Source organism: Pseudomonas sp. BN411 (genome assembly GCF_029871235.1).
Classification (GTDB): domain Bacteria; phylum Pseudomonadota; class Gammaproteobacteria; order Pseudomonadales; family Pseudomonadaceae; genus Metapseudomonas.
The window spans coordinates 215304-234270 of sequence record NZ_SSOM01000067.1 but is presented as its reverse complement, the minus strand read 5'-3'; the positions used below and the strand labels follow the sequence as shown (position 1 = coordinate 234270).

Sequence of the window (18967 nt, the reverse complement as noted above, 5' to 3'; positions counted from 1 at the left end):
CCGGGCGCGTTAGTCGTTAACCCCGCCGATGCACGCCGGGTACGTGCAGGTGCCCGGCGTGCGCGCAGTCTTCGCTGGTCACCGGCGGCTGGCCGAGCTGTTCCAGTTCGCGGAGGATGGCGCAGGCCTGGCTGGCGCCGTCGCCGTTGCAGCGCGCCTGCAGGTCCTTGAGTTGGTCGCGCAGGGACTGCAGCTCGGCGATGCGCACCTCGACGTGGTGCAGGTGTTCCTCGATCAGCCGGTTGGCGGTGCCGCAATCGGCTTCGGGACGATCACGCAGGGCCAGTAGCGCGCGGATTTCCTCCTGGGTCATGTCCAGTGAGCGGCAGTGGCGAATGAACGACAGACGCTCCACATGGGCCGTGTCGTATTGCCGGTAGTTGCCGGCGCTGCGTGAGGGTGCCGGCAGCAGGCCTTCGCGCTCGTAGTAGCGGATGGTTTCCACCGGGCATCCGGTGAGGGTGGCCAGTTCGCCGATCTTCATTGCCTGACTCCGCTTGACTCTGTAGTTGCTACAGGGTGTGCAATGCCACTCGAAGCGTCAAACAGGAATTGACCCCATGAGCCAACATTGCTGCCACGACCATGACCATGCGCCCCGTTCCACCACGCCGGAACTGGCGGGAATCGCCGCCACCGCAGAGCCGCGCTGGAGCAGCCTGCGCATCGACGCCATGGACTGCCCCACCGAGGAACGCCTGATCCGCGATGCACTGGGCAAGGTCCAGGCCATCGAAGCACTGGAATTCAACCTGATGCAGCGCCTGCTGCGCGTGCGCCATCGCTTCGAAGACGTGGAACCCCTGCAACGCCTGATCGAGAGCCTGGGCATGCAGGCCGTGCCCCTCGCTGAAGGCGCTCCGGCCACCGCCCCGGCAGAGGCGAAGAAGCTCTGGTGGCCGCTGGCCCTGGCCGGTCTGGCCGCACTGGCGGCGGAAGCCTGCGAATGGTTCGGAGTCGGGCCGGAATGGCTGACAGCGGGATTGGCGATCCTCGCCATCCTCGGTGCTGGCCTGCCCACCTACAAGAAGGGCTGGATCGCCCTGAAGAACCGCAACCTGAACATCAATGCACTGATGAGCATTGCCGTGACCGGTGCCCTTCTGATCGGCCAGTGGCCGGAAGCGGCCATGGTCAGCGTGCTGTTCGCCATTGCCGAACTGATCGAGGCGCGCTCCCTGGAGCGGGCGCGGGATGCCATTCGCGGCCTGCTGCAACTGGCCCCGGAACAGGCCACGGTGTTCGAGGACGGCGAGTGGCGCGAGCGCCCGGCCCGCGAGGTGCAGCCCGGTGCCCGCCTGCGGGTCCGCCCTGGTGAGCGCATCGCCCTGGACGGCGAAGTGCTGGGCGGTCGCTCCAGTGTCAACCAGGCGCCCATCACCGGCGAGAGTCTGCCGGTGGAGAAAGACCTGGGCGATCCGCTGTTCGCCGGCACCATCAACGGCGAAGGCGAACTGGAATACCGTGCCACTCGCGCCGCTAACGACAGCACCCTGGCGCGCATCATCCACGCCGTGGAAGCGGCCCAGGGCTCGCGTGCGCCGACCCAGCGTTTCGTCGACCAGTTCTCCCGCATCTACACGCCAGTGGTGATCCTCATTGCCGTGCTCACCGCCCTGCTGCCGCCACTGCTGTTCGACGGCGTCTGGCTGGACTGGCTGTACCGTGCCCTGGTGCTGCTGGTGATCGCCTGCCCCTGCGCCTTGGTGATTTCCACCCCGGTGACCATCGTCAGCGGCCTGGCCGCGGCTGCCCGTGGCGGCATCCTGGTCAAGGGCGGGGTGTTCCTCGAACTTGGCCGCAAGCTGGCCTGGGTGGCCCTGGACAAGACCGGCACCCTGACCGAAGGCCGCCCGCGCCAGACCGATATCGAACTGTTGCAGGCGCACGAACAGGATCCCCGCGCCCTGGCCGCCAGCCTGGCCGCCCGCTCGGACCACCCGGTGTCCCAGGCCGTGGCCCGTGCCGCCGAGGCCGACGGCATCGCGCTCTACGCCGTGGACCGCCTGGCCGCCCTGCCCGGCCGCGGCGTCACCGGTCTGATCGAAGGGCGTAGCTATCACTTGGGCAATCACCGCCTGGTGGAGGAACTCGGCCTGTGCTCCAGCGAGCTGGAAACCCGCCTGGACGCCCTGGAAGCACAGGGCAAGACGGTAGTGGCCCTGTGCAGCGAGCAGGCCGTGCTGGCGCTGTTCGCCGTCGCCGACACCGTGCGCGACAGCAGCCGCGAAGCCATCGGCCAGCTCCATGCACTGGGGGTGAAGACGCTGATGCTCTCCGGTGACAACCCGCACACCGTCCGGACCATCGCCAGCCAGGTCGGCATGGACGACGCCCGTGGCAACCTGCTGCCCGAGGACAAGCTGGCGGAAATCGGTCGGCGCCAGTCCGGTGGCGTGCCAGTGGGCATGGTGGGTGACGGCATCAACGACGCCCCCGCCCTGGCCCGCGCCGACATCGGCTTCGCCATGGGCGCCGCCGGCACCGATACCGCCATCGAAACCGCTGGTGTGGCGCTGATGGACGACGACCTGCGCAAGCTGCCGCAGTTCATCCGCCTGTCCCGCCGCACTCACGCCGTGCTGATGCAGAACATCAGCCTGGCCCTGGGGATCAAGGTGGTGTTCCTGGCCCTCACGCTGATGGGTGAAGGCACCCTGTGGATGGCGGTGTTCGCCGATATGGGCGCCAGCCTGCTGGTGGTGTTCAACGGCTTACGCCTGTTGTCGCCGAAGTCGTTGGGCTAACGGAACGTAGGTTGGGCTGAGCGCAGCGAAGCCCAACGTTGCCCGGTTCGGCTCCGCCGTTGGGCTTTGCTTAGCTCAGCCACAACCTACGCCAGCGCGTTCTGGTAAATCTTCACCTGATCCGCACCAAACGCCACCAACAGCGCCTCACGCAGGCTGCTGCCCGCCGGCCTCGGCCGCTTTAGCTCAGCCACTGCGACCCGCGCCGCCTCCTGCAACGGATAGCCATACACCCCGCAGCTGATCGCCGGAAAGGCGATGCTGGCCAGCCCTTCGGCTTCGGCCAGGGCCAGGCTGTTGCGGTAGCAGTTGGCGAGCAGTTCGGGTTCGCGGTGATTACCGCCGTGCCAGACCGGCCCGACGGTGTGTATCACGAAGCGCGCCGGCAGCCGGAAGCCAGGGGTGATCCTCGCCTCACCCGTGGGGCAGCCGCCAAGGGTGCGGCAATGGGCGAGGAGTTCGGGGCCGGCGGCGCGGTGGATGGCGCCGTCAACGCCCCCGCCGCCGAGCAGCGAGGAGTTGGCGGCATTGACGATGGCGTCCACCTCCAGGGTGGTGATGTCGCCTTGCCAGATGCGTGTGTCCATTGGGGTCACCTCCATTGGGAGGCTAGCCCCTTATTTGACCTCTTGCGGGGTCTCCTGGCCCATGCAGCGCACGGCCTTCCTCTTGTTGTCCACCAGCACGCCGGTCAGGCCTTTCTGCTGGGTATCGAACAGCACCAGCACGCCATCGACGCACTGGGCGACCTGGGCAGCGGGCTCCAGGGAAACCTTGTAGTCCTCGCCGGGGACGGTCTTGAGCATGGTGAAGTCGGACAGCAGCAGCGCGTCCTCGGGTTTGGCGAAGTGCAGGTAGCCGTAGTACCAGAGCACCATCACGGTGCCGACAATGCTGCCGATGCCGGTGAGGATCAGTGGGATGGGGTTGCGTTCGCTCATTGGGGACTCTCTGTATTCGGGACTTCAGCCAGCCGGCGCAGTCCGACGAAGCCTTTCGGGTCTTCGAGGTAAAGCAGCATCACCGTTCGCCAGGTGGGATCGGCGAAAGTCTGCACATGGCCACCGCGGACCGGCTGGAACACCCGCGGCGGGGGCGCAGCTTGATACAAGCGCACGCCGTTGGAAAGGGGGACTACCGGATCATCGATGCTGTGGTAGATCAGCATGGGCAGGCCCTGCAACCCGCCGATGGCACGAATGGCGCTGTCGCCATCGGGCACCAGCCAGGACAGGGGGACCTGCAATGGCCAGAGTGGCCAGGCGTTGGAAAGGCTGTATTGGGCCACTTCGCGGTAGCTGGCGGGCACCCCGTCCAGCACCAGGGCCTTGAGCTTGTCCCGGCGCGCGGGGCGTTCGGCAAGGTAGTGCACCGCCAGGGCGCCGCCGATGCTCTGACCGAGCAGCACCTGCGGCTTGCCCTGCACTTCCGGCGCCTGGTCGAGCCAGGCAAAGGCTGCGTCGATATCCTGGTAGATCGCCGGCAGGCTCGGCGATCCCTCGGAGCGGCCGTAACCCCGATAGTCCAGCAACAACACCTGGTAGCCCTGGGCCGGCAGCCACCAGCTACCGCCCAGATGGCTGGCGACATTGCCGCCGTTGCCATGCAGGTGCAGCACCGTTCCCTTCACTTCAACGCCCGGTTTGGCCGGCAGCCACCAGGCATGCAGGCGCGTGCCGTCGGCGGCGGTGAGCTGGATGTCGCGATATTCCAGCTTGGCCTTCTCCGGCGTGAAGGGCAGGTGTTTGTCCGGGTAGAACAGCAGCGAGCTGCAACCTTGCAGGAGCAGGGCAAGGAGGATCAGCAGAGTGCGGGAAGCGGGCATGTGTATTTCCTTCCTGAAACATCACAGGCCAGCCCTGCGGGCTGGTTGGCGAAATCGAGTGTTGCAAGTAACTGCATTGCCCGTAGGAGCTGGCTTGCCAGCGAATGGCTCCTTTTCGCTAGCAAGCTAGCTCCTACAAGGCTCTTGGGCCGACGGTCGATCTCTGGCAGCAGACCTAACCAACGAATGCGCTCCTACAGGCCGCCCCTTCAGGGTGGTTAGAGGATATTGGCGTAGTCCGCCTCGATGCGCTCCAGGCTCAGGTGGTTGAGGAAGTTGGAGAAGCACATCCAGGCCGACAGTGCGTTGAGGTCGCGGAACTGTGGCGGCAGGTACTTCGGCGGCACCACCAGCCCTTCGTCCACCAGCTGGCGCAGGGTGCGGGTGTCTTCCAGGGTGGTCTTGCCGCAGAACAGCAGCGGGATCTGTTCCAGCTTGCCCTTGCGCACCGCGAGCTGGATGTAGTTGTAGATCAGGATGAAGCCCTTCAGGTACGACAGGTCCTTGGTGAAGGGCAAGCCGCCCGGCAATGAACCACGGAAGGCGCGGCTGGCGCTGCCGTAGCTTTCTTCCGTGCTGTAACCCTGCTCGCGATAGAAGTGGTAGACGTCGAGGAAATCGGCGCCCTCCTCCGCCATGTGGATGGCGCGGGTGCGGTTGGTCAGCCGGCGCAGGCGCGTTGGATAGGAGGCGAAGGCGATCACCTCCATCAGGATCGCCAGGCCTTCCTGGGTCACGGTGGAGGACGGCGGGCCCTTGGAGAGGAAGGTGCAGATCGGCTGGTTCTGACCGTTCAGGGTGGTGCCCACGTGCACCAGCCCTTCGTGGACTTCCAGGGCGCGTACATCGCGCTCGTTGAACATCGCGTCGGCGCGGATCTTGATGTAGTCGGCACCCGCCGCCGCGTCGGCGACGATGCCATCGGACTCGAACACGCGGATGGTGTCATCGCCGAACACCGGCCCCAGCCGGCTCTGCAACAAGTCCACAGCGTCCTTGGCGGTGAGGGTCTTGGCCTCGTCCTTGAGGTCGCCGCGATCAGCGATGTTGTTCAGGTAGTCCGAGAGCATCAGGCCGAGGTCGGCCAGGGTCGGGTCCCCGGCGTGGAAGGCATCGGAGGCGGCGCCGTAGAGTTCCTGGGAAATCAGGCCGAAATCCGCAGTGCCACGCGCTTCGAGCATGCGGATCACCATGCGGTATTCCTTGCACATGCGTCGCATGATCTGGCCCACCGGGTTGAACTGGCCCAGGTGGCGGGTGATGTCGCGCTCGATGTTCTGGAATTCCAGCTTCTTTTCCGTCGAGTCGAAGGCCAGCGGACGGCTCTCGTAGTAGGCGCGGTCCACCGCAGGCATGGACTTGCCCTTGTGCTTGAGGAAGCCCTGACGGACGCTGTCGTCCCATTTCACGGCATCCAGCACGCGGATCGGCGTCTGCGCCTGGACGATGCGGTCGGACAGCGCGCGAATGGTTTTCTGGTAGTCGTCGGGCAGCTTGCGACGGGACATCGGCGGCTTACTCCTCGGCAGCGCGCTGGTAGCGCGCCACTTCAACGAAGACGTCGGAGTTAGCCGGGTCATCCAGCCAGCCGAAGACGACGTCCAGCGGGCTGGTGATGAGCACGCCGTCGCCATCCGGCATTTCCACGGGCTGGCCCTGGAACTTGCCTTCCTGCATTTCCTGCTCGATGCGCTCGACATCCAGGTTGTAGACCACCAGCTCGTTGTCGGTGGTCAGCTCGAAACCGGCGATGGCGAAATTGGCGCCGAACTTCTTCGGTACGCCGGCGGAGAGGTACCAGCGGCGACCATGGTGGGCAACGGTGAAGCCGAACTCCTCCATGCCTTCCAGGTTGTCCTTGCTGCCGTCGAAGCTGCGTGCCTTGTACAGGTTGGAGCCAGCGCGGCTGATCTCCAGGTATTGACGCTCGCCCCACTCATCCTTGCGGGTCCAATCCCCGAGAAGGGGAATGGGGGCCGGCTCGTTGGCCGGGATGGGATCCTTGAAGGTGACCAGGCAGCCGCCCAACAGCAGGAATGACAGGGCAACCACGGCACGCCAGACGTTCATCTCGCTCTCCTTGTGATAACGAAAAACCCCGCCTCAGCGGGGTTCGATCTACGCGCCTAGAGTCCCATCACCAGATACAGGTAGCGTTTCAGGACGGCTCGCATCTCGTCGATGTCGAGGTTTTCCACCCCATCGAGAAGGCCCTGATATTCCATCCGCAGAATGACAGCCGTCAACACCTTGGCGTCTTCAGTGGGTTCGGCCGAGCCCAATACCTGGAAGAAATGCTCCGCGCCCTGCGAGAGTATCTTGCGATGTGCGTCAGCAAGATTACGAAGCCCCGCATTGAGCAACGCTTCCTGGCGGAAGGCATGCTCGGCCAGGAGCTGGTCGCGGTTCTCTTCGAGTTGGCTGCGCACGTACTGGATGGCCAGTTCGACGATCTGGTCGGTCATCGCACGACGCGAGTCGCCGTCGCGAGTGAGCGCCGCGGCCATGGCCTGGAGGTCGTCCTCCACGTTGGCCCAGAAAGCCGCCATCACCGCCGAACTGCGCTCCACGAACTGGGCGAAGGTGTCGGTGATCAGGTCATTGATGTCCTTGAAGTAATAGGTGGTGGCCGAGAGCGGCACCTGGGCCTCTGCGGCAACGGCCCGATGGCGCACCGCCCTCACGCCGTCGCGGACGATGATGCGCATGGCGGCATCGAGGATCGCCTGGCGCCGCTGCTCGCTGCCCTGGCGACTGGCCTTTCGACCCTGGTATTTCACGCTTTCGGCGACCGCGCTGGCTACGCGGGCGGCACTGTCACTGCGCGACGACTGGTTCAAGACAGGAAACCCTCCGAACTCACTCAAAGTGAAGTGTTGACCATTTATCCGGCTAATCAATGCGGGATCTGGCGAGATTGTGGCTCTGTCGACCCTGACGAGCGCCTTGTAGGAGCAGCACCGGGGGCAAAAGGTTCGCGTGCCGGACGCCAGCCAAGAAAAAACCGCCCGAAGGCGGTTTTTCTTGTTACTCCAGGGTCAAGCCTGCGGGCGCATGTGCGGGAACAGGATGACGTCACGAATAGACGGCGAATTGGTCAGCAACATCACAAGGCGGTCGATACCGATGCCTTCACCAGCGGTGGGCGGCATGCCGTATTCGAGCGCGTTGACGAAGTCGGCGTCGTAGTGCATCGCTTCGTCGTCACCGGCGTCCTTCTCCTTGACCTGCAGCATGAAGCGCTCGGCCTGGTCTTCGGCGTCGTTCAGCTCGGAGTAGGCGTTGGCGATCTCGCGGCCACCAATGAACAGCTCGAAGCGGTCGGTGACGCTCGGGTCCTGGTCGTTGCGGCGCGCCAGCGGGGAGACTTCGAACGGGTACTGGGTGATGAAGTGCGGCTGCTCCAGCTTGTGCTCCACCAGTTCCTCGAAAATCATCACCTGCAGCTTGCCCAGGCCTTCGTGGCCGAGGACCTTGGCACCGGCTTTCTTGGCGATGGCGCGGGCCTTCTCGACATCGTTCAGGTCGGCCGCGGTGAGCTCCGGGTTGTACTTGAGGATGGCGTCGAACACGGACAGGCGGGCGAACGGCTCGCCGAAGTGGAAGACCTTGTCGCCGTAGGGCACGTCGGTGCTGCCGAGCACGGCCTGGGCCAGCTCGCGGAACAGTTCCTCGGTCAGGTCCATGTTGTCTTCGTAGTCGGCGTACGCCTGGTAGAACTCGAGCATGGTGAACTCGGGGTTGTGCCGGGTCGAAACGCCTTCGTTACGGAAGTTGCGGTTGATCTCGAAGACCTTCTCGAAGCCACCGACTACCAGGCGCTTGAGGTACAGCTCCGGCGCGATACGCAGGAACATGGCCATGTCCAGGGCGTTGTGGTGGGTGGCGAACGGCTTGGCCGCGGCGCCGCCGGGGATGGTCTGCAGCATCGGGGTTTCCACTTCGAGGAAACCACGGTCGGACAGGAAGCGGCGGATGTGGGCGATGACCTGGGAACGCACGCGGAAGGTGTTGCGGGTTTCCTCGTTGACGATCAGGTCGACGTAGCGCTGGCGATAGCGCTGCTCGGTGTCGGTCAGGCCGTGGTGCTTGTCCGGCAGCGGGCGCAGGGACTTGGTCAGCAGGCGCACGCTGGTCATTTCGACGTACAGGTCGCCCTTGCCGGAACGGGCCAGGGTGCCTTCGGCGCCGATGATGTCGCCCAGGTCCCAGGTCTTGATCTCGGCCAGGGTCTCTTCCGGCAGGGTCTTGCGGTTCACGTATGCCTGCAGACGGCCGCTGCTGTCCTGCAGAACGATGAAGGAGCCGCGGTTGAGCATGATGCGACCGGCGACCTTGACCGGGATGGCTGCGGCTTCCAGCTCTTCCTTGGTCTTGTCGGCATACTGTTTCTGCAGGTCCGCGAAATAGTCGGCGCGGCGGAAGTCATTGGGGAAGGCGATGGCCTTGGCTTCGCGCACAGCGGCAAGTTTTTCCTTGCGCTGGGCGATCAGCTTGTTTTCTTCCTGTTGCAGTTCGTGCTGGTCGAGTTGTTGGTCGCTCATGGTCGTCTATCTGCCTGGCGTCAATTTCAAAAGAAGGTAACCGTAGGAGCGAGCTTGCTCGCGAAGCTCTTCGACGCGAGCAAGAACTAGGCGTCCCCCTCGCTCCTACAAAAGCGGCTCCGCGTCAGAGCCCTTGTTTGAGGCTGGCCTCGAGGTATTCGTCCAGATCGCCGTCCAGCACCTTGTCGCAGTCGCTGCGCTCGACGCCGGTGCGCAGGTCCTTGATCCGCGACTGGTCGAGTACGTAGGAGCGAATCTGGTGGCCCCAGCCGATGTCGGACTTGGTGTCTTCCAGGGCCTGGGACGCGGCGGTGCGCTTCTGCATTTCCTGCTCGTACAACTTGGCCCGCAGCATTTTCATGGCGGTGTCCTTGTTGGCGTGCTGGGAGCGTTCGTTCTGGCACGCCACCACGGTGTTGGTCGGTACGTGGGTGATACGCACCGCGGAGTCGGTGGTGTTCACGTGCTGACCGCCCGCGCCGGAGGAGCGGTAGGTGTCGATGCGCAGGTCGGACGGGTTGATCTCGATCTCGATGTTGTCGTCGATTTCCGGCGAGACGAACACCGCAGTGAACGAGGTGTGGCGACGGTTGCCGGAGTCGAACGGGCTCTTGCGCACCAGGCGGTGCACGCCGATCTCAGTGCGCAGCCAACCGAAGGCGTACTCGCCCTTGATATGCACGGTGGCGCCCTTGATGCCGGCGACTTCGCCTGCGGACAGTTCGATGATGGTGGCGTCGAAGCCGCGCTTGTCGGCCCAGCGCAGATACATGCGCAGCAGCATGTTGGCCCAGTCCTGGGCTTCGGTGCCGCCGGAGCCGGCCTGGATGTCCAGGTAGGCGTTGTTCATGTCCATCTCGCCGCTGAACATGCGGCGGAATTCCAGCTTCTCGAGGATCTCGCGCAAGCGCTCGACTTCGGTGGCGACGTCGTTGACCGCGCTTTCGTCGTCCTCTTCGACCGCCATGTCCAGCAGGTCGCGGGAATCGGACAGGCCGCCGGTGAGGTCGTCCAGAGTTTCGACGATCTGCGCCAGTTGGGCGCGCTCACGGCCGAGGTTCTGGGCGTATTCGGGATTGTTCCAGACGTTGGGGTCTTCGAGTTCGCGGTTTACTTCGACGAGACGATCATGCTTCTGATCGTAGTCAAAGATACCCCCGAATAGAGAGGGTGCGATCGGAGAGGTCCTTGATGCTGTTCAGGATCGGGTTGATTTCCATGGCTGGAAGCTCTCGCTGGCAAAACTTTCGGAAAAGCCGGCGAGTATACCCGAGTCACCGAATGCCGGCAGCATACCGGCCACGAATTGCGCCGATCCGGCGACGCACGGGCCCGCCCGGCGTCGCCTCCCCCGTCAGGGCCTGGCGTCAGCCACCACCATGCCCACCTGGTTGCGGCCGTTGTTCTTGGCCTGGTACAGCCCCTGGTCGGCCATGTCCACCAGTACCAGGGAAGCCTGGCCGGTCTTCGGCGTCAGCGTGGCGACGCCGATGCTGACGCTCAGCACCGAACCCGGCGCCGGCATGTCGTGGTGGATGCCCAAGGCCTCCACCGTGCGCCGCACCTTCTCCGCCAGCAGGCGCGCGCCGCCAGCGGCGGTGCCCGGCAGGACCATGGAGAACTCTTCGCCGCCATAGCGCGCGGCCATGTCCGTGGCACGGCTGCAGCAGGCGCGGATCGCTTCGGCGACCCGGCGCAGGGCATCGTCGCCGGCCACATGGCCGAAGTTGTCGTTGAAGGCCTTGAAGTGGTCGACGTCGATCATCATCAGCGACAGTTCGCTCTGCTCGCGCAGCGCGCGGCGCCACTCCATGTCCAGGTACTCGTCGAAGTGGCGGCGGTTGGACAGGCCGGTGAGGCCGTCGGAGTTCATCAGCCGCTGCAGCACCAGGTTGGTTTCCAGCAACTGCTGCTGGCTTTCCCGCAAGGCGCGGTAGGCCTCGTCGCGCTGCAGCAGGGTGACGAAGGAGCGGGAGTGGTAGCGGATACGCGCCACCAGCTCGATGGCGTCGGGCAGCTTGACCAGGTAATCGTTGGCCCCGGCGGCAAAGGCCGCGCTCTTCACGGTGGGCTCTTCCTTGGTCGAGAGGACGATGATCGGCACATCGCGCAGGGCCGGCACGCCACGGAATTCGGCCAGCAGGCTGAGGCCGTCGACGCCGGGCATCACCAGGTCGAGGAGGATCACCGTCGGCTTGATCTGCTGGGCCGTGGCGATGGCCTGCAGGGGATCGGCGCAGAAATGGAAGTCGATTTCCGGCTCGCCGACCAGCGCGCGGCGCACGGCCTCGCCGATCATCGCCTGGTCGTCCACCAGGAGGACCATCACCCCGCTACCGCCTGGGGAGGTCTCATCCATCTGACTGCGATAAGGGTATTGCATATGACTCTCCGGGCCCGTCGGGCCAAGCTTGATGCTTCGAATTCAACCGATCGCCTCGACCAGCCGGGGCGCGATGCGCTCCAGGGCGAGTATTTCCACCGCCGCGCCGATGGCTGCGGCAGCCTTGGGCATGCCATAGACGGCGCAACTGGCCTGGTCCTGGGCGATGGTCAGGAACCCCTTGTCGCGCATGCGCTTGAGGCCTTCCGCGCCATCACGGCCCATGCCGGTGAGCAGCACGCCAATGGCCTCGCCCGTCCAGTGCTCCACCAGGCTGTCGAAGAAGACGTCGATGGATGGACGGTATACATGGCTGGTGGGCTCGGCGGTATAGGCCAAGGTGCCATTCTTCAGCAGCCGCAGGTGATTGTTGGTGCCGGCCAGGAGAACAGTCCCCGGCTGCGGCGGCTCACCCTCCCGCGCCAGGCGGACGGGGAGCCTGGACTCACTGGCCAGCCAGTCGGCCATGCCGGCGGCGAAGACCTCGTCCACGTGCTGGACCAGTACCACGGAGGCCGAGAAATCCGCCGGCAACTGCTTGAGCAATTGCGCCAGGGACGCCGGACCGCCGGCGGAGGCGCCGATCGCCACCAGGCGTTGACCGCCGCGGTACTGGGCTATGGGCTCGGCGGCGCCACGGCCACGGATATCGCGCTGCCCCATCAGCCAGCTGATGTTCTGGATCTTGCGCAGCAACTGCGCGGCTTCCTGGGCCTGGCCGCTACCAAGCCCCGGGGTGTTCACTGCGTCCAGGGCACCGTAGCCCATGGCTTCGAACACCCGGTGCACATTCTGCTCGATGTCCACGGTGACGATGAGGATGGCGCAGGGGCTGCGGGCCATGATCTGGCGGGTCGCCTCGACCCCGTCCATCACCGGCATCAGCAGGTCCATCAGCACGACGTCCGGCACGTCCCGGCAGCAGCATTCCACCGCTTCGGCGCCGTTGACCGCGACCCAGGCGATCTGGTGCGCCGGCTCCAGGGCAAGGGCCCGGCGCAGCGCTTCCACCGCCAGGGGCATGTCGTTGACTATCCCTATCCTCACCCTTGCGCCTCCCCGATCAGCATGACCACCGCATCCAGCAACGCTTCGTCATGGAAGCTGGCCTTGGCCAGATAATAGTCGGCGCCGGCATCCAGGCCGCGACGACGGTCCTCTTCACGATCCTTGTAGGACACCACCATCACCGGCAGGGACTGCAGGCGATTGTCGCGACGCACCAGGGTGACCAGCTCGATGCCGTCCATGCGCGGCATGTCGATATCGGTGATGAGCAGGTCGAAATGCTCGGAACGCAAAGCGTTCCAGCCGTCCATGCCATCCACCGCCACGGCCACGTCGTAGCCGCGCCCCGCCAGCAGCTTGCGTTCCAGCTCGCGCACGGTGAGGGAGTCGTCCACCACCAACACGCGCTTGCGCTGGGCCCCCGCGCCCTGGCGCCCGCTGCGGTCGACCCGCTCCAGACGGCCGCTGCCGAGCAGCTTGCCGACGGACTTCAGCAGGTCCTCGACGTCGAGGATCAGCACCGGCCGGCCATCGTCCAGCAGCGCCCCGGCAGACAGGTCCTGGACCTTGCCCAGGCGCGGGTCCAGCGGCATCACCACCAGCGTGCGCTCGCCGAGGAAGCGTTCCACGGCCACGCCGTAGCAAGTGTCGCGCTCACGGATCAGCACCACCGGGATGCCGTGCTCGTCGCGCTTGCCTTCGCTGCACTGGAGAATCTGGCTGGCCGAAACCAGCCCCACGTGCCGGCCCTCGTGCCAGAAATGCTGGCGGCCTTCGAGCTGGACAATGTCCTCGTGCTGCAGCCGGGTCATGCGTTCGATATGGGCCAGCGGGAAGGCATAGGCCTCGCCACCCACCTCCACCACCAGGCTGCGCACCACCGACAGGGTCAGCGGCACTTCGATATGGAAGGTGGCGCCCTGTCCGCTGCGCTGCTCCATGCGCACGCTGCCACGCAACTGGCGCACCATGTGCTGCACCGCGTCCAGGCCGACGCCGCGCCCGGACACTTCGGTGACCTGGTCGCGCATGCTGAAACCCGGCAGGAAGAGGAAAGCCAGCAGCTCCTCCTCGGTCATCCGCATCGCGGTTTCGAGGTTGGCGAACTGACGCGCGACCACCGCGTCGCGCAGGCGCTCCAGGTCGACCCCAGCGCCATCGTCGACCAGTTCCAGCAAGAGCATCCCGGCGTGGTGACGGGCATGCAGGCGGATCACGCCCTCCTCCGGCTTGCCCAGGCGCACGCGTACCTGCGGGCTCTCGATGCCGTGGTCGACGGCATTGCGCAGCAGGTGCGTCAGGGGCGCTTCCAGGCGCTCCAGTACGTCGCGATCGACCTGGGTGGTTTCGCCACTCACGTCCAGCCGCACCGGTTTGCCCAGGGAGCGGCCAAGGTCACGGACCATCCGCGCCTGCCCCGCCAGCACGTCAGCGAAGGGCCGCATGCGCGAAGCCAGGGCGGCGTCGTAGAGCAACTGGGCGCGCTGGCCGCCCTGCCAACCGAACTCGTCGAAATCGGTCATGTAGCCGGCGAGCATCTGCTGGCATTCGCCAAGCAGTTGCCGCGCCTCGCCCAGCATGGCCTGGGCCTGCGGGTCCAGGGAGCCGTCCAGCACCGATTCGCGGGCCACGTCCAGCGCCCGGCTGGCGCTGGCCTGGAGGCGTTTGAGGCGATGCAGGGCGTCGTTCAGCGGCTTGATGCGCTGGAATTCCACCAGCGATTTGCTGGAGATATCCAGCAGGTGATCGAGGCGCTCCGCGCTGACCCGCAGCACGCGGTCGCGGGCCTCGCTGGCCGTCTCGGCGGGCGCGGGTGCCTCCACCTCACGCTGCACAGGCTCCGCTGGAGGAGGCGGCGGGGGCGGTTCGGGAACCGGTGCTGGGGGAATGACCGGCTCGATGAGTTGCTGGGTCGGCGGCGACTCCTCCACGGACCGCCCCTGCAACCGGGTAATCAGCGCTTCGATGGCATCGCGCCCGGCGCTCTCCGCCCAACCGGCCTCAGCGCCGACGCGCAGCAGCAGGTCGGAGCCCTGCAACAGCGCGTCGATATTGTCCGGCTGCAAGCGCACATGGCCCTGGCGGGCGGCCTCCAGCAGGTCTTCCATCACGTGGGCGACCCTTACCCCGGCATCCAGCCCGACGATCCTCGCCGCGCCCTTCAGGGAGTGGGCCGCACGCATGCAGGCTTCCAACTGGTCGGCCTGGGCTGGATTGCGTTCGAGCACCAGCAGCCCGGCGTTGAGCACCTGGGTCTGGGCTTCCGCCTCCAGCCGGAACAGTTCCAGCAGGGACGCATCGCGCATCTGGTCCGGGGTCATGCCAGGCTCCTTGCCATGGCCTGCAGCAGCAGGCCCTCATCCAGCAGCGTGATACTGCGCTCGCGCCACTGCACGACGCCCGAGGCGAACTGGCGGGCGGCCAGGTCCGGCGCGCGGCCGGGGTCGACCACTGCATCCAGGGGAATGCCGTGGATACCATCCACTTCATCCACCGGCGCCACCAGCGGTCCACCCTGGCTGGCGAAAATCAGCATTCGCGGCACCACACGGCGCTCGCCATTCACCTCGGAGCCCTTCTCCAACCCCAGCAGCTCCACCAGGGACAGACAGGCCACCAGGGCACCGCGTACGTTGGTCACCCCCAGCAGGGCCAAGGCGCGCTGGTGCGGCAGGGAATGGATGGGGTTGAGCGCCGCCACCTCCACCAGGCTGCGGGTGGCGATTCCCAGCCATTGTTCACCCAGGCGGAACACCAGGGTGGAACGGCGTTCACGGCCATCCTCTTCGGCATCATCAACGACGCCGGTGATGTCTTCGCGAATCAGCGCATAGCGGTCGAGCAACAAGGTGGCGGCTGCAGCATGCACCTCGCAATTGCGGCAATGCACATGAGCGGCCAGGCGCTCACAGGATTTGTCGCCATGGATGCCGATGCGATTCCAGCAGTCGTCCACCGCCGGCAACTGGTCGCCGGCAATCAGGGGCAAGCGGTTATCGGCCATGGTTGTTCACTCCCCGGCTGGCACGCTGTTGCAAGCGCTGTGCGCCGGCCCGGTCACCCCGGGCGGCGAGCAGTGCCGCCAGATGGGCCAGTGCTTCGGCGTGCTGCGGCGCGAGGTAAAGCGCCTTGCGATAATAGTCCTGCGCCTCATCCACCTTGCCGGCCACGTCGCTGAGCAGCCCGAGCCAGTAGAAGACGTCCGCCGAGGGGCCATGGGCGGCGAGGAAGGCTTCGCAGGCACTGCGCGCTTCCTCGCTGCGGCCGCTGTTGGCCAGGCTGGCAATCGTCGCGAGGGCGGCTTCAGGCCCTGCGCCATCGGCCTTGGCCTTGGGCAGCTCGGGCTTCGGCAGTGGCGCACGCGGCCTGGCCGGCGCCCGGCTGGGCACTGGCGCGGCGACGACAGGAGCGGGTGCCGGGATGCGGACCTTGGCCGGTTTGGCGGCGACCTGCGGCGGCGCATTGCGGAACACGAAGGCCTGTGGATAACCCAGCGGCTGCATGCCCTGTTGGCTGAGCAGGCTGGCCTCGGCGGGGCCGATGAACATCGCACCGTCGCGCTGCATCAGGCGTTTCAGCACCTCCAGCACGGCGCTCTGGGTCGGCCGGTCGAAGTAGATCAGCAGATTGCGGCAGAACACGAAATCGTAGGGCTGCTCCCCGGCGAGCAGCCCGGGCTCCAGCAGGTTGCCACGCAGGAAACGCACCTTGGACGCCACCTGCTGGGCCACGGCGTGGCCCTCGCCCGAAGGCAGGAAGTAGCGGTCGCGAAAGCCCAGGTCCTCGCCCCTGAACGAGTTGCGCCCGTACACGCCCTGGCGCGCCCGCTCCAGCACCCGCTCGCTGATATCCATCGCGTCCACCTGGAACAGCCCCGGAGCCAGACCGGCGTCGAGCAGCGCCATGACGATGGAAAACGGTTCCTCCCCCGTGGAACAGGGCAGGCTGAGGATGCGCAACGGGCGGCCACCCGCCAGCGCCGGCAGCCGCTCAAAGGCCAGGCGGCCGAGGGCGGCGAAGGATTCGGGATAGCGGAAGAACCAGGTTTCCGGCACCACCACTGCTTCCACCAGCGCCTGCTGTTCGGCGGGCGAAGCATTCAAGGTGGTCCAGTAGGCGTCCTCGTCACGGCTGTCACAGGCGTGCATGCGCTGGCGCACGGCACGCTCGATCACCACCCGGCCGACGGACTCCGCCTCCAGGCCGATGCGGTTCTTCAGCAGGGTTTCGAAGCGCTCGATCATGCCGCGCCCTCCGTGGCCGGGAACAGCAAGGCGCGCACCTCGTCCGGCAGCAGGTCGGCAACGCGAATGCGCTGCACAAGGCCATCGGCGGCCTGGTAGACCGGCCCCAGGTAGCGCGCGCCACCCTGTTCCAGGCCGTAGTCGCGGAACTCTTCCGGACGGCAGCGCAGGGTATCGGTGGCCTGCTCCAGGATGAGCCCGAGCCAGCGGCTCTGCCCCTCCAGCGGGTAATCCACCAGCACCAGCCGGGTACTGGTGCGAGCCTGGGCCGGCTGGCCGAAGGCGAGTATTCCCAGGTCCAGCACTGGCACCAGCGCGCCACGGTGGGAAAACACCCCGGCGACCCACTCGGGCGCCTCAGGCACCTGTTTCAACTGGCGCAGCGGCAGGACCTCCACCACTTCATGGACGTCCAGCGCATAGCGATCGCCGCCCATGCGGAATTGCAGGTAGAGCCGGCCCCTGACGGTGCGGGCCGGCGCTCGGGTTCGACTCGGGCCCATGGCGCCGACTCAGACCTTGAAGCGGCTGACGCCGGTTCGCAGGCCGTTGGCCACCAGGTTCAGTTCGTCGATGGCGGAGCTGGCCTGGCGCAGGGATTCCACCGTCTGCCCGGTGGCCTCGCCCAGTTGCACCAGGGCCTGGTTGATCTGCTCGGCGCCGGTGGCCTGGGCCTGCATGCCCTCGTTGACCATCTGCACACGCGGTGCCAGCGCCTGCACCTGCTGGATGATCTGCGACAGCTGCTCGCCCACCTGCCCTACTTCGGCGATGCCGCGACGGACTTCCTCGGAGAACTTGTCCATGCCCATGACCCCGGCGGACACCGCCGACTGGATCTCGCGCACCATCTGCTCGATGTCGTAGGTGGCCACGGCGGTCTGGTCGGCCAGACGGCGCACTTCGGTCGCCACCACGGCAAAGCCACGGCCGTACTCGCCGGCCTTTTCCGCCTCGATGGCAGCGTTCAGGGACAGCAGGTTGGTCTGGTCGGCCACCTTGACGATGGTGGTGACCACCTGATTGATGTTGCCGGCCTTCTCATTGAGGATCGCCAGCTTGGCGTTCACCAGCTCGGCGGCGCCCATCACCTGGTGCATGGTGTCTTCCATGCGCGCCAAGCCAAGCTGGCCGGAACCGGCGAGGATGGAGGTCTGCTCGGCGGTGCCGGACACCTCGGCCATGGTGCGCACCAGGTCGCGGGAGGTGGCGGCGATTTCCCGCGAAGTGGCGCCAATCTCAGTGGTGGTGGCAGCGGTTTCGGTGGCGGTTGCCTGCTGCTGCTTGGACGTCGCGGCGATCTCGGTAACCGAGGTGGTCACCTGCACGGCAGAGCGCTGCGCCTGGGACACCAGGGTCTTGAGCTCTTCGGCCATGCTGTTGAAGCCGGTCTCGATGGCGTTGAATTCGTCCTGGCGCTTGAGGTCCAGGCGGGTGGACAGGTCGCCGCCACCCATGACCCGCAAGGTATCGACGATGCCGCCCACCGGGCGGGTGATCGCGCGCATCAGCAGCAAGCCGCAAACAGCCGCCGCGGCGATCGCCAGAATCATGGCAAGCAGCATGCTGCGCTCGGCATTGCGCACCGAGGTGATGATCTCGGTGATCGACGCCTCGCTCATCTCGCGGTTAATTTCGATCAGTTCGTTGAGGTGCTGACGGCCTTCGCCCCACCGCTCCACCAGAACGCCTTCGAACGTGGCACGGGCCGTGTCGAGCTTGCCTTCTTTAAGATCTGCCAGCGCCTGGGCCTGATGCGCCCCATACACCTTGCGGATGTCGGTGAACTTCTTGAACTGTTCGCGATCGGCATCGGCGGTAATGGTGCGGTCGTAGGCCTCGATCATCTCATCGAGCTGGACGTTGCTCTCATCCAGGTCCTTGCGGCCGGTGTGATAGATGGTGCTGCCCGAATCGCCGTCGCGGTGCAGCAGGGCCTGGGTACGCAGGAGGTTGTCGGTCCAGCCACTGCGAATCTTGCTGATGTAGTACATGCCGGGTACGGAATCGGTCAGGACCCGATCACCCTCATGCTCGATATTCCTCAGCTGCATGTAGGACATGCCGGCCATCAACAGCATGATGGCGATGATCACCGCGAAACTTGCCTGGATACGCAAGCGAACAGTCCAGTTCTTCACATTCTTCCCCGTTACCAGTGCCTGGATTCTTGCTGGCCTGCGGCCAATGGCGGCGACTCTAGTGGCAAGGCCATG

General features: G+C 65.9%; 17 protein-coding genes. 1 reads left to right on the top strand and 16 read right to left on the bottom strand.

Going from position 1 to position 18967, the window contains the following annotated elements; translation table 11 throughout:
* Nucleotides 1-16: 16 nt before the first annotated feature.
* Nucleotides 17-484: a Cd(II)/Pb(II)-responsive transcriptional regulator gene (cadR, locus tag E8F06_RS13815; RefSeq protein WP_280368086.1), complete on the bottom strand. Its 468-nt coding sequence runs from the start codon at nucleotides 482-484 to the stop codon at nucleotides 17-19.
* Between the two features lie 76 nt (nucleotides 485-560).
* On the opposite strand from cadR, the gene E8F06_RS13810 reads away from it, so the two are divergent.
* The gene (locus E8F06_RS13810) at nucleotides 561-2747 is read left to right on the top strand and encodes a heavy metal translocating P-type ATPase (RefSeq protein ID WP_280368083.1); all 2187 of its coding nucleotides are present in this window, start codon (nucleotides 561-563) and stop codon (nucleotides 2745-2747) included.
* Nucleotides 2748-2833: 86 nt separating this feature from the next.
* On the opposite strand, the gene E8F06_RS13805 is transcribed toward E8F06_RS13810, so the two are convergent.
* The 15 genes from E8F06_RS13805 to E8F06_RS13735 form a co-directional block, all read right to left on the bottom strand.
* A complete protein-coding gene (locus tag E8F06_RS13805; protein WP_280368081.1) occupies nucleotides 2834-3334 on the bottom strand; it encodes an O-acetyl-ADP-ribose deacetylase in 501 nt (166 codons plus the stop codon).
* A 30-nt stretch (nucleotides 3335-3364) separates the two neighbouring features.
* On the bottom strand, nucleotides 3365-3688 hold the full coding sequence (locus tag E8F06_RS13800; RefSeq protein ID WP_280368078.1) for a hypothetical protein: 324 nt from the start codon (nucleotides 3686-3688) through the stop codon (nucleotides 3365-3367).
* Nucleotides 3685-4572 carry an alpha/beta hydrolase gene (locus tag E8F06_RS13795; protein WP_280368076.1) on the bottom strand — a complete coding sequence of 296 codons (888 nt, stop codon included), beginning with the start codon at nucleotides 4570-4572 and terminating at the stop codon, nucleotides 3685-3687. Before E8F06_RS13795 ends, E8F06_RS13800 begins: the two co-directional genes overlap by 4 nt.
* A gap of 218 nt (nucleotides 4573-4790) precedes the next feature.
* Complete coding sequence (locus E8F06_RS13790) at nucleotides 4791-6080, bottom strand: flavohemoglobin expression-modulating QEGLA motif protein (RefSeq protein ID WP_280368074.1); 1290 nt, start codon at nucleotides 6078-6080, stop codon at nucleotides 4791-4793.
* Nucleotides 6081-6087: 7 nt separating this feature from the next.
* Nucleotides 6088-6642, bottom strand: a complete 555-nt coding sequence (locus E8F06_RS13785; protein WP_280368072.1) for a hypothetical protein — start codon at nucleotides 6640-6642, stop codon at nucleotides 6088-6090.
* A 56-nt stretch (nucleotides 6643-6698) separates the two neighbouring features.
* Nucleotides 6699-7412, bottom strand: coding sequence for a TetR family transcriptional regulator (locus E8F06_RS13780; RefSeq protein WP_280368071.1), 714 nt, complete (start codon nucleotides 7410-7412; stop codon nucleotides 6699-6701).
* Between the two features lie 198 nt (nucleotides 7413-7610).
* On the bottom strand, nucleotides 7611-9116 hold the full coding sequence (gene lysS, locus E8F06_RS13775) for a lysine--tRNA ligase (protein WP_280368070.1): 1506 nt from the start codon (nucleotides 9114-9116) through the stop codon (nucleotides 7611-7613).
* A gap of 124 nt (nucleotides 9117-9240) precedes the next feature.
* A protein-coding gene (prfB, locus tag E8F06_RS13770) for a peptide chain release factor 2 (protein WP_280368068.1) occupies nucleotides 9241-10336 on the bottom strand; the annotation gives its coding sequence in 2 pieces (ribosomal slippage) (nucleotides 9241-10263 and nucleotides 10265-10336; 1095 coding nt in all).
* A gap of 134 nt (nucleotides 10337-10470) precedes the next feature.
* Nucleotides 10471-11499, bottom strand: a complete 1029-nt coding sequence (locus E8F06_RS13765) for a diguanylate cyclase (protein WP_280368066.1) — start codon at nucleotides 11497-11499, stop codon at nucleotides 10471-10473.
* 42 nt (nucleotides 11500-11541) lie between these two features.
* Nucleotides 11542-12546 carry a chemotaxis response regulator protein-glutamate methylesterase gene (locus E8F06_RS13760; protein WP_280368064.1) on the bottom strand — a complete coding sequence of 335 codons (1005 nt, stop codon included), beginning with the start codon at nucleotides 12544-12546 and terminating at the stop codon, nucleotides 11542-11544.
* Nucleotides 12543-14828, bottom strand: coding sequence for a hybrid sensor histidine kinase/response regulator (locus E8F06_RS13755; RefSeq protein WP_280368061.1), 2286 nt, complete (start codon nucleotides 14826-14828; stop codon nucleotides 12543-12545). The genes E8F06_RS13760 and E8F06_RS13755 overlap by 4 nt, the downstream gene beginning before the upstream one ends.
* Nucleotides 14825-15511 carry a chemotaxis protein CheW gene (locus tag E8F06_RS13750; RefSeq protein ID WP_280368060.1) on the bottom strand — a complete coding sequence of 229 codons (687 nt, stop codon included), beginning with the start codon at nucleotides 15509-15511 and terminating at the stop codon, nucleotides 14825-14827. The genes E8F06_RS13755 and E8F06_RS13750 overlap by 4 nt, the downstream gene beginning before the upstream one ends.
* Nucleotides 15501-16751, bottom strand: coding sequence for a CheR family methyltransferase (locus tag E8F06_RS13745; RefSeq protein WP_280368058.1), 1251 nt, complete (start codon nucleotides 16749-16751; stop codon nucleotides 15501-15503). Before E8F06_RS13745 ends, E8F06_RS13750 begins: the two co-directional genes overlap by 11 nt.
* On the bottom strand, nucleotides 16748-17254 hold the full coding sequence (locus E8F06_RS13740; RefSeq protein WP_280368056.1) for a chemotaxis protein CheW: 507 nt from the start codon (nucleotides 17252-17254) through the stop codon (nucleotides 16748-16750). Before E8F06_RS13740 ends, E8F06_RS13745 begins: the two co-directional genes overlap by 4 nt.
* Nucleotides 17255-17263: 9 nt before the next feature.
* Nucleotides 17264-18892, bottom strand: a complete 1629-nt coding sequence (locus E8F06_RS13735; protein WP_280368054.1) for a methyl-accepting chemotaxis protein — start codon at nucleotides 18890-18892, stop codon at nucleotides 17264-17266.
* Between the last annotated feature and the right edge of the window lie 75 nt (nucleotides 18893-18967).

Bases quoted from the DNA above. Each gene is read 5' to 3' on its own strand.
- cadR (WP_280368086.1), bottom strand. From the start codon at position 484: ATGAAGATCGGCGAACTGGCCACCCTCACCGGATGCCCGGTGGAAACC.
- E8F06_RS13810 (WP_280368083.1), top strand. From the start codon at position 561: ATGAGCCAACATTGCTGCCACGACCATGACCATGCGCCCCGTTCCACC.
- E8F06_RS13805 (WP_280368081.1), bottom strand. From the start codon at position 3,334: ATGGACACACGCATCTGGCAAGGCGACATCACCACCCTGGAGGTGGAC.
- E8F06_RS13800 (WP_280368078.1), bottom strand. From the start codon at position 3,688: ATGAGCGAACGCAACCCCATCCCACTGATCCTCACCGGCATCGGCAGC.
- E8F06_RS13795 (WP_280368076.1), bottom strand. From the start codon at position 4,572: ATGCCCGCTTCCCGCACTCTGCTGATCCTCCTTGCCCTGCTCCTGCAA.
- E8F06_RS13790 (WP_280368074.1), bottom strand. From the start codon at position 6,080: ATGTCCCGTCGCAAGCTGCCCGACGACTACCAGAAAACCATTCGCGCG.
- E8F06_RS13785 (WP_280368072.1), bottom strand. From the start codon at position 6,642: ATGAACGTCTGGCGTGCCGTGGTTGCCCTGTCATTCCTGCTGTTGGGC.
- lysS (WP_280368070.1), bottom strand. From the start codon at position 9,116: ATGAGCGACCAACAACTCGACCAGCACGAACTGCAACAGGAAGAAAAC.
- E8F06_RS13765 (WP_280368066.1), bottom strand. From the start codon at position 11,499: ATGCAATACCCTTATCGCAGTCAGATGGATGAGACCTCCCCAGGCGGT.
- E8F06_RS13755 (WP_280368061.1), bottom strand. From the start codon at position 14,828: ATGACCCCGGACCAGATGCGCGATGCGTCCCTGCTGGAACTGTTCCGG.
- E8F06_RS13750 (WP_280368060.1), bottom strand. From the start codon at position 15,511: ATGGCCGATAACCGCTTGCCCCTGATTGCCGGCGACCAGTTGCCGGCG.
- E8F06_RS13745 (WP_280368058.1), bottom strand. From the start codon at position 16,751: ATGATCGAGCGCTTCGAAACCCTGCTGAAGAACCGCATCGGCCTGGAG.
- E8F06_RS13740 (WP_280368056.1), bottom strand. From the start codon at position 17,254: ATGGGCCCGAGTCGAACCCGAGCGCCGGCCCGCACCGTCAGGGGCCGG.